Annotated in this window: 16 protein-coding genes; 11 read left to right on the plus strand and 5 right to left on the minus strand. The window is 42.6% G+C overall.

Going from position 1 to position 17,051, the window contains the following annotated elements:
* Positions 1-37 precede the first annotated feature (37 nt).
* Complete coding sequence (locus tag AACQ21_RS14965; RefSeq protein WP_017043902.1) at positions 38-451, plus strand: H-NS histone family protein; 414 nt, start codon at positions 38-40, stop codon at positions 449-451.
* 56 nt (positions 452-507) lie between these two features.
* Here AACQ21_RS14965 and AACQ21_RS14970 read toward each other — a convergent pair whose 3' ends face one another.
* Both AACQ21_RS14970 and AACQ21_RS14975 read right to left on the minus strand, forming a co-directional pair.
* Positions 508-1,812, minus strand: coding sequence for an inosine/guanosine kinase (locus tag AACQ21_RS14970; protein ID WP_088721150.1), 1,305 nt, complete (start codon positions 1,810-1,812; stop codon positions 508-510).
* A 102-nt stretch (positions 1,813-1,914) separates the two neighbouring features.
* The gene (locus AACQ21_RS14975; RefSeq protein WP_013857103.1) at positions 1,915-2,184 is read right to left on the minus strand and encodes a hypothetical protein; all 270 of its coding nucleotides are present in this window, start codon (positions 2,182-2,184) and stop codon (positions 1,915-1,917) included.
* Positions 2,185-2,383: 199 nt separating this feature from the next.
* Between AACQ21_RS14975 and mnmA the strand changes: the two genes are divergently transcribed.
* From mnmA to purB, 3 genes are read left to right on the plus strand one after another with little or no spacing between them, the layout of a single operon-like run.
* Positions 2,384-3,505 (plus strand): tRNA 2-thiouridine(34) synthase MnmA, encoded by a 1,122-nt coding sequence (gene mnmA / locus AACQ21_RS14980; RefSeq protein ID WP_017043901.1) that lies wholly within the window; start codon positions 2,384-2,386, stop codon positions 3,503-3,505.
* Between the two features lie 20 nt (positions 3,506-3,525).
* Complete coding sequence (gene hflD / locus AACQ21_RS14985; protein WP_013857105.1) at positions 3,526-4,143, plus strand: high frequency lysogenization protein HflD; 618 nt, start codon at positions 3,526-3,528, stop codon at positions 4,141-4,143.
* A gap of 54 nt (positions 4,144-4,197) precedes the next feature.
* On the plus strand, positions 4,198-5,568 hold the full coding sequence (gene purB / locus AACQ21_RS14990; protein WP_013857106.1) for an adenylosuccinate lyase: 1,371 nt from the start codon (positions 4,198-4,200) through the stop codon (positions 5,566-5,568).
* Between the two features lie 100 nt (positions 5,569-5,668).
* Here purB and serC read toward each other — a convergent pair whose 3' ends face one another.
* Positions 5,669-6,766, minus strand: a complete 1,098-nt coding sequence (serC, locus tag AACQ21_RS14995; protein WP_026028828.1) for a 3-phosphoserine/phosphohydroxythreonine transaminase — start codon at positions 6,764-6,766, stop codon at positions 5,669-5,671.
* Positions 6,767-6,909: 143 nt separating this feature from the next.
* A complete protein-coding gene (locus tag AACQ21_RS15000; RefSeq protein WP_064624993.1) occupies positions 6,910-8,169 on the minus strand; it encodes a DUF945 family protein in 1,260 nt (419 codons plus the stop codon).
* Between the two features lie 174 nt (positions 8,170-8,343).
* On the opposite strand from AACQ21_RS15000, the gene AACQ21_RS15005 reads away from it, so the two are divergent.
* The 3 genes from AACQ21_RS15005 (at position 8,344) to AACQ21_RS15015 (ending at position 11,528) form a co-directional block, all read left to right on the plus strand.
* Entirely contained in the window at positions 8,344-10,269 is a 1,926-nt protein-coding gene (locus AACQ21_RS15005; RefSeq protein ID WP_179217541.1) for an ATP-binding protein, read from the plus strand.
* A 30-nt stretch (positions 10,270-10,299) separates the two neighbouring features.
* Entirely contained in the window at positions 10,300-10,797 is a 498-nt protein-coding gene (locus AACQ21_RS15010) for a response regulator (protein WP_029189736.1), read from the plus strand.
* 182 nt (positions 10,798-10,979) lie between these two features.
* Positions 10,980-11,528: a hypothetical protein gene (locus AACQ21_RS15015; RefSeq protein WP_026028034.1), complete on the plus strand. Its 549-nt coding sequence runs from the start codon at positions 10,980-10,982 to the stop codon at positions 11,526-11,528.
* Between the two features lie 88 nt (positions 11,529-11,616).
* Here AACQ21_RS15015 and AACQ21_RS15020 read toward each other — a convergent pair whose 3' ends face one another.
* Positions 11,617-12,210 (minus strand): TfoX/Sxy family DNA transformation protein, encoded by a 594-nt coding sequence (locus AACQ21_RS15020; RefSeq protein ID WP_013857112.1) that lies wholly within the window; start codon positions 12,208-12,210, stop codon positions 11,617-11,619.
* 370 nt (positions 12,211-12,580) lie between these two features.
* On the opposite strand from AACQ21_RS15020, the gene AACQ21_RS15025 reads away from it, so the two are divergent.
* The 4 genes from AACQ21_RS15025 to panP all read left to right on the plus strand — a co-directional run bounded on the left by AACQ21_RS15025 (position 12,581) and on the right by panP (position 16,772).
* Complete coding sequence (locus tag AACQ21_RS15025; RefSeq protein ID WP_181185509.1) at positions 12,581-13,501, plus strand: HDOD domain-containing protein; 921 nt, start codon at positions 12,581-12,583, stop codon at positions 13,499-13,501.
* A gap of 23 nt (positions 13,502-13,524) precedes the next feature.
* Positions 13,525-14,430 carry a lysine exporter LysO family protein gene (locus AACQ21_RS15030; protein ID WP_017047741.1) on the plus strand — a complete coding sequence of 302 codons (906 nt, stop codon included), beginning with the start codon at positions 13,525-13,527 and terminating at the stop codon, positions 14,428-14,430.
* 86 nt (positions 14,431-14,516) lie between these two features.
* Positions 14,517-15,029 carry a hypothetical protein gene (locus AACQ21_RS15035; RefSeq protein WP_017044636.1) on the plus strand — a complete coding sequence of 171 codons (513 nt, stop codon included), beginning with the start codon at positions 14,517-14,519 and terminating at the stop codon, positions 15,027-15,029.
* A gap of 99 nt (positions 15,030-15,128) precedes the next feature.
* Positions 15,129-16,772: a pyridoxal-dependent aspartate 1-decarboxylase PanP gene (gene panP / locus AACQ21_RS15040; protein WP_088728788.1), complete on the plus strand. Its 1,644-nt coding sequence runs from the start codon at positions 15,129-15,131 to the stop codon at positions 16,770-16,772.
* The last annotated feature ends 279 nt before the right edge of the window (positions 16,773-17,051 follow it).

Raw genomic sequence — 17,051 nt, forward strand, 5'->3', positions numbered from 1 at the left:
TGCTGTGTCGACTAAATTAAATCAAATAGGAATAGTCATGTCTGAATTAACAAAAACTCTACTTAATATTCGTAGCCTACGCGCTTTTTCTCGTGAACTCACTCTAGAGCAGCTTGAAGAAGCACTAGATAAATTAACGATCGTTGTGCAAGAACGCAGAGAAGCGGAAGAAGAAGAACGCTCTGCTCGCGCAGAACAAGAAGCGAAGCTGGCTGCGATTGCAGAACAGATTGCCAAAGACGGTATTGATGTAAGCGCATTAATTTCTGCACTTTCTGGTGAAACTAAGAACAAAGTTAAAGTTCAAGGCAAACGCGCACCTCGTCCAGCAAAATACAAATATCTTGATGCCAATGGCCAAGAAAAAACATGGACAGGTCAAGGTCGCACACCTTCTGCAATTCAAGAGCAACTTGATGCAGGTAAATCTCTAGAAGAATTCGAGATTTAATAACTCTTTAGCAAATAAAAAGGCTCCTAACGGAGCCTTTTTATTATTTTAATCTTTTATCTTTCCCAATACGCTTCTTCTAAGCTGTCTTCACGTTCAGGTAAACCACGTGACAGACGAGGTGAATGCTGAGCTAGCACCTCATAACTGGCACGGTTGGAATATTTGCAAACTTGCGAGAAGGATGAATAGGTTAAAAAGTTATTCTGATGCTTGCTCGAATTAGGGACGTTCTCTTTATGATATTTATTGGCTGCCATATCATGCAGCAATGCCGACAACGCCGCATCTCCCGCACCATTAGTATTTTTAATTTTCTCAGGCCCACCCATATACGGTGAAATATGAGAATAAACACGTATCGGATTTTCACAACTTATTTTTGATGCTGGGCGACTAAATTCATAACGATTGAATTCAGCAATAGAACCAGGTAATAGTGGCAACGATGTTTCACGTTTCGCCGCATCTTCAGTATATCCTGCCATAAATAAACCGACTGGGCCTGCGGTGCATAATACAAGATCAACCCAATTTAAGGCTTTATTTGACGCTGCAAGGGGATCACTTTCCCCGGTTAATGCTTCGGCTTCATCTTCATTCATGGCAACAACAGTGACATGATCACGCAAAAAATTTTGCCAAAATTGAGGGTCATCTTGAATAACAAATTTAGTACCTAAGGTTAAAACAACAGGTACATCATATTTCTTAGCATATTCAATCGCTCTCATTGTTGCCTCTGGCATTGGATCACCAGTTTTGCAGCGAATTAAATAAGCAGTCAGTACTAAGGCTGAAGCACTTTTAAATATTTTTTCTGGAACACTTTCTGCGCGAAGTTGGTTCATTTGCCCTTCACTAATAGCAAAGGTTCTTTCTCCATCCTCTGTGATCAAGGCAAAGCAGCGCCCAATCGCTCCATCGACCGCTTGTAAATAATTCAGATCCATCCGACTTGATGTATTACATAAATAACGATAACCGTAGCTACCAATTTTTATATCTTGGCTCATCACACCTAACAACGTTGAGCGATCATCTGCCAGCACCGAATAATTGTGTAATGTGTTGCCAATCGTTCCCCCAGCATATTCGTTAGTAATCAGACCATTTTGTTTGAGCTCAGTGTACAAAGCTTCGGCCTTCTGATCGTCAATCACTAACGAATGGCCTTTACTAAGCTCATATTTTTCGATGAGGTCAGTATTTACTTTCGCTTCTATATCCACCAAGGTCTGGTCGATACCAATAATATGTGTACGTGACATTTTTTTATTTTCTTGTGCTTGGATAACAAGTGGGTCACGTGCATGAACAGGAAAGTAATGCTTTGATTTGCGTTGGCCAGGAAATTTCATAACGTCAGTCTGAGTAGAGGAGAAAAAGATGCGCGATTCTACCGCGCACCCATTAGCGCGGCAACTAAGGCAATTATAGCAAACGTTTGCTCTTGATTATTTTTATTCACCTTCCATAAAGCTGAGATCAGGTAACCTATCTAAATGCTCTGAATAGCGTTTTAGGTCAAATTGCCCTTCGTTTTTCATCACATCAAAAATCTCAATTGCAAGCGCACAAGCAATAGAGGCAACGGCATCCTCCCTTGAGTGACCTGTCATCATCAAGCGCATCAAGGTTTCTTTGACCTTTAACGGATTTCCGTCCGCGAGTTGATTCTCTACTGTTTCGATGAGGAATGCGTCATCCATAATCTGATTGTCATCTTGCATTTTGTGGCCTTTTATTACGCTTTAAAATGGCACGCACTATGCCATAAGCCATTGTAGAATTCTAAAACTAATTTCTGCTGACATTGACAGATACGACGCCAATTAAACCAGATAGAAGTGTGATTGCTGTCTCGGATCTGTCGCGACGAAAATCTTTCTGCTAGAATCTGCGACCAAGTCAATTGAGTGGTATTAAGTAATGTCAGACAACCGCAGCGCAAACAGCCAAAAGAAAGTCATCGTCGGCATGTCCGGTGGTGTTGACTCCTCCGTTTCGGCGTATCTTCTCAAAGAGCAAGGTTATCAAGTCGAAGGCCTGTTCATGAAGAACTGGGAAGAAGATGATAACGAGGAATATTGTACAGCGGCGGAAGATTTAGCCGATGCACAAGCCGTGTGCGATAAGTTAGACATCCCTCTTCATACCATTAATTTTGCCGCCGAATATTGGGACAACGTATTTGAATATTTCCTTGAGGAATATAAAGCAGGGCGAACTCCCAACCCAGACATTCTTTGTAACAAAGAAATCAAGTTTAAAGCCTTTTTAGAGTTTGCAGATGAAGTGCTAGATGCCGATTATATCGCCATGGGCCACTATGTTCGACGCACCTTCCCTGAAGGTAATGACAAACCAAAAATGCTGCGCGGCTTGGACAACAACAAAGACCAAAGCTACTTCCTCTATACATTAAGCCATGAACAAGTGGCTCGTAGCTTATTTCCTGTCGGTGATTTAGAAAAACCCGAAGTTCGACGCATTGCGGAAGAACAAGGTTTGGTGACGGCGAAGAAAAAAGATTCAACCGGTATCTGTTTCATCGGCGAGCGCAAATTTACCGACTTCTTGTCTCGCTATTTACCAGCACAACCGGGTAAAATTGAAACACCAGAAGGTCTCGTTATTGGTGAACATCAAGGCCTGATGTACCACACTTTAGGTCAACGCAAAGGGTTACACATTGGTGGCCAAAAAGGCGGTGGCGGTAACGAAGACCCATGGTATGTCGCTGATAAAGATCTTAAACGTAACGTTTTGATTGCAGTCCAAGGCGCTGATCACCCATTATTGAAATCTCATGGCTTGATCGCTTCCCAATTACACTGGGTTGATCGTACACCAATCCAAGCAACGCTAAGCTGCACGGTAAAAACGCGTTACCGTCAAACGGATATAGCGTGTACCATCATCCCTATTGATGATGAAAACATTAAAGTCATTTTTGATGAGCCACAAGTGGCCGTCACGCCTGGTCAATCCGCGGTTTTCTATCAAGGCGATGTGTGTCTTGGCGGTGGAATTATTGAGCAGCGAATTTAAACAACTTAGGAGTAATAAACGTGGCTAACACCCTTTATGACCGTACCATCGCTTTTGCGGGTATCTGCCAAGCTGTCGCTTTAGTGCAACACGTAGCAAAAAATGGTCACTGTGATTCAGACGCGTTTGAAACTTCTCTAACGGCTATCTTAAGTACTAATCCAAACAATACACTTGATGTCTTCGGCTCTGAGGCCAACTTAAAAATTGGCCTCGAATGTTTGGTGAAAGGTATTGATAGCACGCCATCAGGGAGTGAAATCACTCGCTATATCATTAGCCTGATGGCATTAGAGCGTAAATTAAGCGCTCGTCGTGATGCGATGTCACAGCTGGGCGATCGTATTCAAACGATTGAACGTCAAGTCAACCATTTTGACTTGCTTGATGATCAGATGATCAGCAACCTTGCCAGTATCTACTTGGATGTTATCAGCCCTATTGGCCCGAGAATCCAAGTCACTGGAACCCCTACCATACTTCAACAAACTTCAACCCAGCACAAAGTGCGCGCCTTACTCCTTTCAGGAATTCGTTGCGCTGTCTTGTGGCGTCAGGTTGGAGGAAAGCGTCGCCATCTGATCTTCGGTCGTAAGAAAATGATCGAACAAGCTCAGATTTTATTAGCTCGAGTCTAATATTGACGCAAAGAATTCACTCTCACACTTAACCTCAAAATTCAGGAGAAAAACATGGAACTGTCAGCCTTGACTGCTGTTTCACCGGTAGACGGCCGCTACGGAAGTAAAACGATTGCGTTACGCAGTATCTTTAGTGAGTTTGGTCTCCTCAAGTATCGGACCATTGTTGAAATTCGTTGGTTACAGAAGCTTTCAGCCACTGCTGGAATTGCCGAAGTTCCAGCATTCAGTGATGAAGCCAATCAATTTCTTAATGCGATAGCAGACAATTTTAGCGAAGAAGATGCCGCTCGTATTAAAGAAATTGAACGCACAACGAACCATGATGTTAAGGCTGTAGAGTATTTCTTAAAAGAAAAAGTAGCGGGTGTTCCTGAGCTGCACGCCGTTAATGAATTCATTCACTTTGCTTGTACTTCAGAAGATATCAACAACACATCTCACGCGCTAATGCTCAAAGAAGCTCGCGATACCGTGCTTCTTCCTGAAATGCGCAACATTATTGATGCGATTCGTCACTTAGCAGAAGAGTATCGCGATATTCCGTTATTGTCTCGTACCCACGGACAGCCAGCATCACCAAGTACTATGGGTAAAGAGATGGCTAACGTAGCGTACCGTATGGAACGCCAATATAAGCAGATTGCCAATATCGAGATTCTCGCAAAAGTAAACGGCGCAGTAGGTAACTACAACGCTCACCTTTCAGCCTATCCAGAACTCGACTGGCATACCTTTAGTGAAGAGTTTATCACTGAATCGCTAGGTGTGGCGTGGAACCCTTATACCACACAAATTGAGCCACATGATTATATCGCAGAGCTATTTGATGCCGTTGCCCGCTTCAATACTATTCTGATCGACTTCGATCGTGACATTTGGGGCTATATCGCTTTGGGCCACTTCAGACAAAGAACCATTGCAGGTGAAATTGGTTCATCGACAATGCCACATAAAGTCAACCCGATCGATTTTGAAAACTCAGAAGGCAACCTAGGCCTTGCTAATGCCGTGTTCAATCACCTAGCACAAAAGCTGCCTATCTCTCGCTGGCAACGTGACTTAACAGATTCAACCGTGCTGCGTAACCTTGGTGTGGGTGTTGGTTATGCGATCATCGCCTACACTTCGACGCTAAAAGGGATCAGTAAACTGGAAGTGAACCGTGATGCGCTGCTTGCTGAGCTCGATAAAAACTGGGAAGTCCTTGCTGAACCAGTGCAAACAGTTATGCGCCGCTACGGCATCGAAAAACCGTACGAAAAATTGAAAGAACTCACGCGCGGTAAGCGAGTCGATGGTGAAGCAATGCGCCACTTTATTGATGGCCTTGCGCTACCTGAAGCTGAAAAAGCACGCTTGAAAGAGATGACACCAGCCAACTACATTGGCCAAGCAATTGAGTTAACTGACAAATTGTAATGCTCTTCAATCTAGCCAATTAATGACAAAGCCCACTTAGTGGGCTTTGTTTTTTAAGGTCGTATTTTATGTTATATCGTTTTTGATACCATAAAAAACGTTAGGCGTACTGCTGTTCAAACTCTTGCATAAAATCAACTAAGGCTTGAACGCCTTCCAGTGTCATCGCATTGTAAATCGAGGCACGCATACCACCCGCGACTCGGTGACCTTGCAGCGAGACTAAACCACGTGCTTCAGCCAACTCTAAAAACGTACTATCCAACTCTGGTTTCACTAATTGGAAAGGCACATTCATCAGTGAACGGTTGTCTGGGTGAATGGTATTGCGATAGAAAGGTGACTCATCAATTGCGTTATAAAGCAGCGCTGCTTTCTCGCGGTTGATTTTCTCAATCGCAGCGACACCACCCTGCCCTTTTAGCCACTTGAACACGAGACCCGACAAATACCACGCAAATGTAGGTGGCGTGTTGAACATAGAATCTTGTTCAGCTTGTACTTTATAATTCAAGATAGTCGGCAGCACATCACTGGCTAAATCAAGCAAATCATCACGAACAATCGCAATACAGATCCCCGCTGGCCCAATGTTTTTCTGTGCTCCCGCATAAATGACTCCGTACTTTGAGACGTCTATTTGGCGCGACAAAATCGTAGATGACATATCAGCTACAATCGGTTTGTCTGTATCTGGCAAATCATTAATCTCAATACCATCTATCGTTTCATTCGGACAAAAATGCACGTAAGCTGACTCAGGATCGATTTTCCATTCGCTGGCTGGTAATACCGCTGTTTTGCCCTCTTTGGTCACTTTGGCGTTGAAAACATCGATTTCACAATATTTCTTCGCTTCTTTGACCGCACTTTCAGCCCAGTAACCCGCATCAATATAGGTCGCTTTAGTCGCATCGCCTAATAAATTTAAAGGCACCGCCGCAAACTGAGCGCGCGCTCCACCCTGACAAAATAATACTTTGTAATTACTCGGGATATTAAGCAAATCTCGCAGATCTTGCTCCGCTTCTTGAGCAACATGAATAAAAGGTTTACTGCGATGACTAATTTCCATAACGGACGTGCCAAGCTCGTTCCAGTTAATAAACTCGGCTTGCGCTTTTTCCATCACGGCTTTAGGTAAGGCTGCTGGGCCTGCGCTGAAATTATAGACTGGGCCCGCTTGATTTGATTCCATGAGTTCCTTGCTCCTGCTATCGACAATTAATGTGATTAATACCACTTTTTGATGTGGATAAAAAGCGAGAAAAGAGCTTCTATCGGCTCTTTTCTCTTACTGATTGCTAAAACTCGCGAAATCGTTTGCTTGAGCGCCGTTCGCTATCGCATCAATGCCGGAAGTAATAGTGTCAATAGCGGCATTTGGTTGCCATTTTCAAATTCCAAGTTGCCCTCTTTCAGTTCAGCTTGGAGTCGATATCCTTGATCGGTTTGCTGCATAATTTCCATCACAACAAGCTCATCAATACCTTGCTGGATAAAAGGAAAATCTTCAACCAGCTGGTCAGAAATGAAGGTATCAATGTGGCCGGTTAAGGCTGGTAAAATGGTACTCGGATCTTGCACCACATTATTTGTCCCTTCAGGAACCGCTATCTTCCAGTTTGATTCAAACTCACCTTGGCCAACTTTTAGCGCCATTTTATTCATCGATAGATAAAAACCTTTCTCGAATAATGATTGCACATAAGGTAGTGCTTGCTGAATGTCCTCATCAGAAAGTTCTGGGCTGTTTTGGTAAAGCGTTGAGAGCTTCTCAAAAGCGTCACCATCTAAATCACCCAAGGTAAAATCAAGATTGAGGTCCTTCACCTCGCCTTCGCTATAAGTTAATTTATCCATCTCAATCAAGTGATTACTATCAAAACGAGAAGGCTCTCCTTTTAATACCGAATCAAAGGAATAACGCATGTTGTCCATACTCAGCGTATTTTCACCTAGGCCATCGACAAGATTAATTTTTGCTAACGCCAATGACTGTTGTCCTAGCCAGAAGCCTTTATCTTGTTTACCTATACCTTGACCAGTTAGCTGTGAAAGCATCATTTTTTCACCACTGGTAAAATCCAACTCAACAGAAGGAACATTCAGTTGATAAGTGATTTCACCTAGCACCGAAATATCACCTTTCAATGTGGCGGGCGTTGTCGAGAACGTCATCTCGCCATCTTCACTTTGGTAGTGCCAACTGTCTAGCGCCACAGTGTATTGAGTATTGCCATTCAACTGCGTGATACTGGTCATCGTCAATGGTAGATTTTCTTGATCAGCAATAACGGATGTTGCTGTTAAACTCAACAGGCCATGCTTAACCTCGCTATTGACTAAAACTTGAGTCGGTAAACCATCGGCAACAAACTGTTGTTTGAGCGTTTTATCTGCAATCTGATAGCGGGTTTGCACGGTTGATGAAAGGTAACCGCGCTTATAACTGACAATGTCCGCCTCGATTGAACCTGAAGAGATATTTGCAATACCGTTAGTGATCACCTTTTCACCGATTTGCCCGACAGCCAACGGCCAACATGCTGCTAAGACGATAGCACCACCAACCGCACCAATGATTTTTAACTGTTTCATAGTGTTCCATTCCTGAAGATTTTACCCAGTCTACCGTAAACAATTGAAAACCAAAACATGGAGTTAGGTCAGAGTATTGCTAAGATGTGATGAGAAATTCTAAAACCTAGCTCTCAAACCCACTGCGTAATACTTGCTACAGTAGTCAAAACAGCGATGACAGTAGAGGCTTGTGTGAACCATTACGCACTACTTTGTTTAGACAATAACCCAATCAGCACAGAACAGTTGCGAGCTGAGTTAGCTCCGTTCGCCACTAAATTTGATCTTCATACAGCGGACACCATAGATGAAGCTGAGCAAGCCCTAGAATATTTGCACGAACAGCAACAAACGATTGCATTGGTCATTGCCAGTCACCATGAGCAGTTTGATGGTGCGGATTTTTTGACTCAACTCGATAAATCAATCCACACGCGTTCAGCGCGGAAAGTGCTGATAAGCTGCGGACAAGATATTCAAGCCATTCTCACCGCCGTCAATGAGGGGCGATTAGATCACTGTCTCACTAAACCACTACAAAATAACGTGCTCTATAAAACCGTCCAAAAAGAGCTCACGACCTACATCTTAGATCATGATAAAGACAACATTCTCAACTACAGCACAATACTTGATCAACAGCGCATCTTACGCGCGCACATCGATAATAAAATGCGCAGTTATCGAGATGGTTTTATCTCCGATTACCACAAGCTTTCTGATACAGAACTGGCTGAACAAGTAATTGGTGCTTTACACCAATTTTTTGAAAATGAAGATGAAACTCGCGCCTGCCGTACCTACTCCACTAATCACTTTCTTACCAAAGAGGGAGAAGAGAACCGCTTTCTTTGGTTCATCACTGAAGGTGAAGTGGCCCTGTATAAAAAAGATGATTTAGGGCAACAAAGAGAAGTGGTTCGCCACAAAAAAGGCAACATTGTCGGTGGGATGTCTTTTGTGACTGGTGAGAAATCTTTTTCTACTGCCGTCACCCTGACTAAAACCGATGTGATTAAACTAGACCGAGATGTGTTTGCAAAAGTCATGCATTCGGATACTCGGCTATTGCCCCTATTTACTAACTTGCTGCTCCGCCATTTTAACCGCCGCTTACAACGCAGTATTAACACTAAATTGCAACTACAAAAAACGCTCGAATCACTTGAGTCAGCTCATCAGCAATTAATCGAGCGGGAAAAAATGGCCATGCTCGGTCAGCTTGTTGCAGGCGTCGCTCATGAACTAAACAATCCTGTCGCCGCAATTTTACGTGGAACCGAAACATTGTCAGACAAGATTGAGCACTTAGTCCAAGAGACTGAACATAAAAATCTGCAACATAAAGGCAGTCAACTATTAAGGAATGCACTTTCAGCCAAACCTACTTCTACATCAGAAGAGCGGGCACGCGCTAAAGCCATAGAAAATGAAATTCATCATCGTTTGATCGCGAAAAAATTGGTCAAACTCAATCTAGATGATGATCTTGCGCTCCGACAATCGGCTAAGCACGATCCTGAGAAAACGTTAGAAACACTGGAACAATTAGAAAACTATTTCCTAACAGGTAGTACACTTCGTTCTATCAATGTTTGTGCACAACGCATCGCCGATATGGTACGAAGCCTTAAAGGGTATGCTCGCCCTGATGATGAAGCGCTGCACAAGGTCAATATTCATGAAGGTATTGAAGACACTCTGGTTATTTTCGAAAATCGTCTTAAGCGCCACAAAGTTGAGAAAGAGTATGCCGACTTACCTTTGATTACCTGTCAGCCGATTGCATTACAACAAGTATGGACAAACCTCATTTCCAACGCTATTGATGCCTTCCCAGCCAATGGCGTACTGCACATTGCAACCACATTAGCAAAACAGGGTAATCAATCTTTTGTGACCATCAGTTTCACGGATAATGGTTGTGGGATCCCGTACGAGCAGAAAGAGCGTATCTTCACATTAAATTACACGACGAAAAAAGAAGGTAACTTTGGGCTCGGTATTGGGCTTTCTGTCTGCCAACAAATAGTCCACCAGCATCAAGGTTGGATCGATGTTCAATCTGAACAGGATAAATACACGACAATGACGGTATGGCTGCCAGTTAGTCGATAACTTGTCGTGCTGATGATTAAGGAGAATATCATGAACAAATTTTTGATCTTATGCGTGGACGATGAACGTGAAGTATTGGACAGCGTCATACAAGACCTCGACGAATTTGAAGAGTTTTTTATCTTAGAAGCCGCAGAATCTGTTGCAGAGGCAAAAGAAGTGATTGCCGATCACCAAGCTCAAAATATCAAGCTGGCTTTAATTTTGTGCGATCACATTATGCCCGAACAAACAGGCATTAGTTTCTTAATTGAATTAAGCCACAATGAAGAGACGCAACATACACGCAAAGTACTACTAACAGGCCAAGCAGGGCTAGAAGACACCGTAGAAGCGGTGAATAATGCCAGCCTACATTTTTATGTAGCCAAACCTTGGGATGGGAACAAACTTCGCGATGTTATCAAAGATCAATTAACACAATATATGATTGAAAACGAATCAGATTTAATGCCTTGGGCCAGAGTCTTGGATGCCGAGAAAATCTTCAATGCGATCGCACAAAACCGCATCAGTTTTGGTGAATAAAATATCCTAACGAAGAAATGGCACTCTCTTTGCTTATTTTTTGCGAAGACAACAAAAGAATGACACTTTTTAATGGCGACAATGTCAATCTATGCACTATGATGTCTAAATTCTTTAATGTCACCGCGGGTATTCCGCGACTGACCATGGAAATAAACTAAAAATATAGGTTTATAGTGACTATGCGTAAAACAATCATTGCAGCCGCTTTGCTGCTAGCCTCAGGCCAAACACTGGCAGAAATAGACCGAAATAGCCCATCCGTCATGAGCAATTTTAGTTACGACTATATCGAAGCTCGTATTGGAGCAAGTCCAGTCACCTTTGGTGCTGCGATGAGCAAATCAATTCACCCAAATGCACATGTTATTGGTCGTATAGACTCTGAGTTTGAAGGTGATTTTGACGCAGCCGCAGGTTTTGGCTTTCATGCTCCTATTAACAACTGGGCTGACTTCACGGGTGAAATGCTATTACGCGTCGTAGATACCCGCGATAATAAAAGCACCGATACCGGAATGGAATTAAACCTTGGCGTACGTCAATGGCTTGGACCACAGTTAGAAGTTGGTGGCAAAGGTGGCTTTGTTTCTATCGATGACAATGATGACTGGATTGCGTCTGTTTATGCCCGTTTTCATTCTACAGAACTTTTCTCTCTCGGTGCCGAGGCTCGCATCAATGATGCTTACGGCGATCAACTGATGTTTACGACTCGTTTTAAGTTCTAGGTGTAAGCTAAATACAATAAAAAGCCGAGACGTAAGACTCGGCTTTTTATTTGATAACTATTTATTTGATAACTGTGCTACAAAACTGTCAGCGTAATGAGCAGCTTTCTAATAATTGACGCTTGCGAGGCTCTTGCAGCAATTTCCAATGAATACCTTCGATCGCACCAGCAAACTTCCACAGTAGTTTTACATCGACGTCACTACCGTACGTTTTTCTCACTTTAGAAAATATCGTAGGAGCACCTAAGCGCATGAACGTTTCCACATCATTGATGCCCGCTTTTTTAACCATACGCTCTAACGTTAACTGCATGTTTGGTAAATCACGTAGTCGACGGCTTGCAGAGGATTTTTGAAAACTACGTTGCTCAACAGAATAGCGAATGGAACGTTCAATGATCGTATCTAGGCTCTCATGATTGCTCACAAAAAGCTCAGTAATATCATAATAATTAACGGTTGCTGTAGTCTGCTTTTTAACGTGTTTGTATTTTTCGCAGCCTAATTTTGTGAGTGCATCATCGAGCTCTTCACCTCCACGAATAAAAACAGACTCTTCACTAATCAGTGAATACATCGCTTCTTTTTGGAAAAGCCCAACACCGCCAAACATTGAACGCTTTTGAAATGCGCCAAATTTAATAACGTAATTGAAAAATGCATGCTCAATCATATCCATTGATCCTTAATCAAGTTCCCCGATTAATAGTGATCACCAGATAGCAGCGTATTTTTGCGAATAAAAAGAGTAAGTTAGTAACAAGCTTGTAGTAGTTTAGTATTAGCTTGCTTAATATGGGTACTATCATAGTTAACGATACAAAATAAGTCTGGGCATACATCACATCAATAGACATATCTCAGCAGAGTTATGAGATAGAAATCACATCATTGTGTTTATGAATAAATTTTTTTGACACATACGCTTTCCATTAACGTATTAAGATTAATGCATCAAGAAAACAAATTAATGCGATTGATGGTGAATTGATTGCTTATTTGGGTTAGCAGACGGTAAAATGCCTTCAGTACAGATTGAGCACAAATTTATGAATCATCTATCTTTTTACTGGCTTCCAGATCATCATCAAATGCTCATCCAAGGGTTAGAAAGTGAATTTTCTCAATTGGTTGAACACTCACTCAGCACAGGAAAAATGTCACTTCCTCCTATTCCGGATGTTGTTCTAAAAATACAGCGCTTATGCACATTAGAATCTACTGAAATTTCAGATGTCGCCGATTGTCTACTTGAAGATCCCGGACTGACTGCAATTGTAGTACGCGTAGCAAACTCTGTTGTCTTTAATCGTCGAAATATTACCTGTACGGATTTAGTCACGGCTGTATCACGCTTAGGCATACTACGAGTACGCGACATTGTAACAGCTCAAGCGATTGAGCAGTTAAAGCACTCCGTAAACTTAAGTAAAGAATGCAATAAAATATTGGTTAATAGCGCCGCCATATCGCGAGAGCTTGGCGCAACCATGGTGATGGTAACTCACGCATTTAAACAGCTAGAACCAAGCCGATATCAACATTTAGAGCAAGAAAAAGCCTTACTTGTCGGTCTACTTGCGGATATTGGCTTGTTTTGTCTTGTACACGAATATCATTTATATCTTGAGAAAGGCAACTATCTCGATCAAGACATCGCCCTACAGATTTTTCAGTCGCGATGTTCAAAAACCAGTCAGCTTGTGTTAAGAAGTTGGGGGTTCGACTCAGATTTCCTTGAAGTAGCAGGAAATCAATCTTTAGTCGCATCTTCTCACGAAGTCAGTTACCTTGATGTGGCACGTATTGCTCACCATCTTTTACTGTTTCGTCGTCAAGATGAAGAGATTGAAGAGCATGACGTCGAAATTAATGCGACCGGAGCTGAGGTGCTATACAACTTAAGTAACCTTAGTGAGCTTGAATTCAAATCAAAACTCAATGATGTGATCAACGCAAGCGGCTTCTAAACCCAAAATAATCAGAGGATGAGATGTTCTCAGGGATGTTATTTATTTTTGCCCCACTAATAGTGGGGTATCTATTTTCTATTGCCAATCAACAGTGGCTAGCAGCATTAAATAAAGCCACGTCTTGGTTAGTTTACGTCATTCTGTTTCTGATGGGTTTAAGCTTGGCAGCCCTCGATAACTTGGGCAGTAACCTACAGTTGATACTCAAATTTACCACCGTATTTTTCTTGATGATTGGTGCTTGCAACTTATTGGTCTTGCCTTTTATTGACAAATTTCTACCCATAAAAACCGATGCGAACCATTCAAAACTGCCACTATCTAGCATGGCGTTAGAATCCGTAAAGCTGATTGTGGTTGTCGGTGGAGGATTGGCGCTTGGGGTTGTATTAGGATTCGATTTAAGTTGGGTGAGCACCGCCAGTGAATGGATCTTGTTCGTATTACTTTTCTTTATTGGTATTCAGTTGAGAAATAGTGGTTTAACTCTACGACAAATTTTGCTCAATAAATACGGAATGGTCATCGCATTAGTCATTATATTGACCTCTTGGATTGGGGGGATCATTGCGGCCATGATTCTTGATATCCCAATTTATCGAGGACTAGCCATGGCTTCCGGTTTTGGATGGTATTCACTTGCCGGGATTTTAATGGGTGATGCTTTCGGCCCAGTCTATGGTGGTGCCTCTTTCATGATAGAGCTACTTAGAGAACTGGTTGCTTTAGTGATGATCCCCATGCTAATCCGAACCAAACCTTGCTCTGCCATCGGCTATGCTGGGGCAACCGCGATGGATTTCACCTTGCCCGTGATCCAGACAACTGGCGGGGTTCGTTGCGTACCGATCGCGATTGTCAGTGGGTTTATTCTCAGCCTACTGGTGCCTATTCTTATGCTGTTCTTTGTATCACTTGCAGGCTAGATCTCAGGAATCACTTTAGCCTTCATTTAAACTAACAATAGGGAGTAGAAAACTCCCACACAATAACAAAGCCCAAAGGAAGATTTATGAAACGTGTTATCGTTGCCCTACTACTCTCAACTTCAGCGAATGTTGCTCTCGCTGCTGATAACCAATGCTTATCCGAAAAATATGACGCTTATGTCGACGCGTCTCTCCATTGGTATAGTGATCTCGCAGACTTAACGACCGCGCAATATCCTGAACTTACTGAAGTTAGCCAATGGTTTCTGCAAGGACGCCAGCATCACTTTGAATTAAGCCGTGCGGCAGTCCACTATTACCTAAGCAACGATCCTTCTAAAGTCGCCACCTCGCAACCTGTGGAAGCTTGGTTAAAACTAGAACAGCACGACATTAAAGTATTGGCCTCACGCAGTGATGATCTCGGCCACATTGCTAAAATCACCTATGAAGATCGCCAAGCAAAGCCTAACGAAAAAAACTATGAATTACGTTCAGCTTTAGCCGAATTGCTCAGTCATCCGAAGCAGATCGAAGCTGCGTTGAATAAATATAACGATGCCATCGCCTTGATCGAAAAGAAAGTCTGTAACTAGTCGCCGCCTCTACTCTAGCCGAATTAAGACGGGACAACTGTCCCGTTTTCGTTTAGATTGTGCCGCTCGCATTCCATAAAATCAAAATAACGAAGCTGTATGGTATCAGAACAAAAAACTGCAAATGTGAGTTTCGAGAGCTTGTTACGGATCTTCACTGTGCCCGAAGGCCCCGACTCAACACTGACAAAAATAGACCAAGAGCTATCGCGCAATTTGAACCTCTTCTTGCGTGAACATATTGTCGCTGAAGAAAAACCACTCAAAGAGATCGAAAAAGATTTCTCTAATCCGCAAATTCCAGAGTCACCGGAGTTCGTTTCAGAACATACTCAGCATTTGTTGGATAATTTAGTCGCTCATTCAGTGCATACCTCGGCTCCTAGCTTTATTGGTCATATGACATCTGCACTGCCATATTTCTTGATGCCGTTATCAAAGATCATGATTGCGCTGAATCAAAACTTAGTCAAAATTGAAACGTCAAAAGCGTTTACACCGCTAGAACGGCAGGTTTTGGGTATGTTGCATCGTTTGATCTATCAAAAAAACGACGCTTTTTACAGCCAATGGATGCATAGCGCTAATCATTCGCTCGGTGCATTTTGCTCTGGCGGAACAATTGCCAATATCACGGCATTGTGGGTGGCTCGTAATAATGCTTTGAAAGCCGATGGTGATTTCCAAGGCGTCGAAAAAGAGGGGCTGTTTAAAGCCATGCGTCATTATGGTTACCACGGGTTAGCCATTTTAGTGTCTGATCGTGGCCATTACTCTTTAAAGAAAGCCGCTGACGTATTGGGTATCGGCCAAGAAGGCTTGGTTTGTGTAAAAACCGACCACAACAACCGCTTATGCCCACAAGATTTGAAAGCCAAAATGGCACACCTAAAAAGCCAGAAAATTAAACCTTTTGCGGTTGTTGGCGTCGCCGGAACAACAGAAACGGGCAACATTGATCCCTTAAGAGATATCGCCAATATTTGCCAGCAAGAAGGTTGTCATTTTCACGTAGACGCCGCTTGGGGCGGTGCAACATTAATGTCGAATAATCACCGACACTTACTCAATGGTATTGAGTTGGCTGACTCCGTCACAATTGATGCACATAAACAGCTCTACATCCCTATGGGTGCAGGCATGGTACTATTCAAAAAGCCTGATGCTATGCATTCAATTGAGCACCATGCGCAGTATATTTTGCGGAAAGGTTCAAAAGATCTAGGCAGCCATACGTTAGAAGGTTCTCGTTCAGGTATGGCCATGTTGGTGTACGCTAGCATGCACATTATTAGTCGCCCTGGCTACGAATTATTGATTGACCAAAGCCTAGCTAAAGCTCGCTATTTCGCCGATCTAATTAAAGAACAAGACGACTTTGAGCTGATTTCTGAACCCGAACTGTGTCTTTTAACTTATCGTTATATTCCTGCTTTTGTTCGCCAAGCACTGCAACAAGCCTTGCCCAATCAAAAAGCAGAACTGAACGAGTTGCTAAATGAAATCACCCAGTTTGTGCAGAAAAAACAAAGGGAAACGGGGCGTTCATTTGTCTCTCGAACCCGTTTAAACCCAGAACGCTGGGACAAGCTTGATACCATCGTATTCCGCGTGGTACTAGCCAACCCGCTAACGACACATGCTATCTTGCATTCGATATTAGATGAGCAACGACATATTGCCACGCTAGCCCCTAATTTGATGGCCAAAATTGAGCTGCTTGCTCAAAGAATCATCAGCTAGAATCCCTATAAGTTACAGCGAATTGAAAATTTATTTCTTTTTGCTGTAACTAATACATCATTAATGAGCTAGAAATTTCCATTAATCATCGATTTAAATCTAAATTCTGTAGTTTTCATGAAATTTTGTTTGAGGCTTGTCATGTTCTCATCAATTGTTAACTTGAATTGTTACGGAAATCTACATCCTAGGTTTATACTCATTGCATGGCGTTGGTTTAACTTACCTTTTTGGAAATGTGTTATTTCCAATCCCCCCAAAGGGCGACCGGGTAAAACC

The organism is Vibrio sp. V01_P9A10T6, assembly GCF_963877065.1.
In the GTDB taxonomy this organism is placed as follows: Bacteria; Pseudomonadota; Gammaproteobacteria; order Enterobacterales; family Vibrionaceae; genus Vibrio; species Vibrio anguillarum.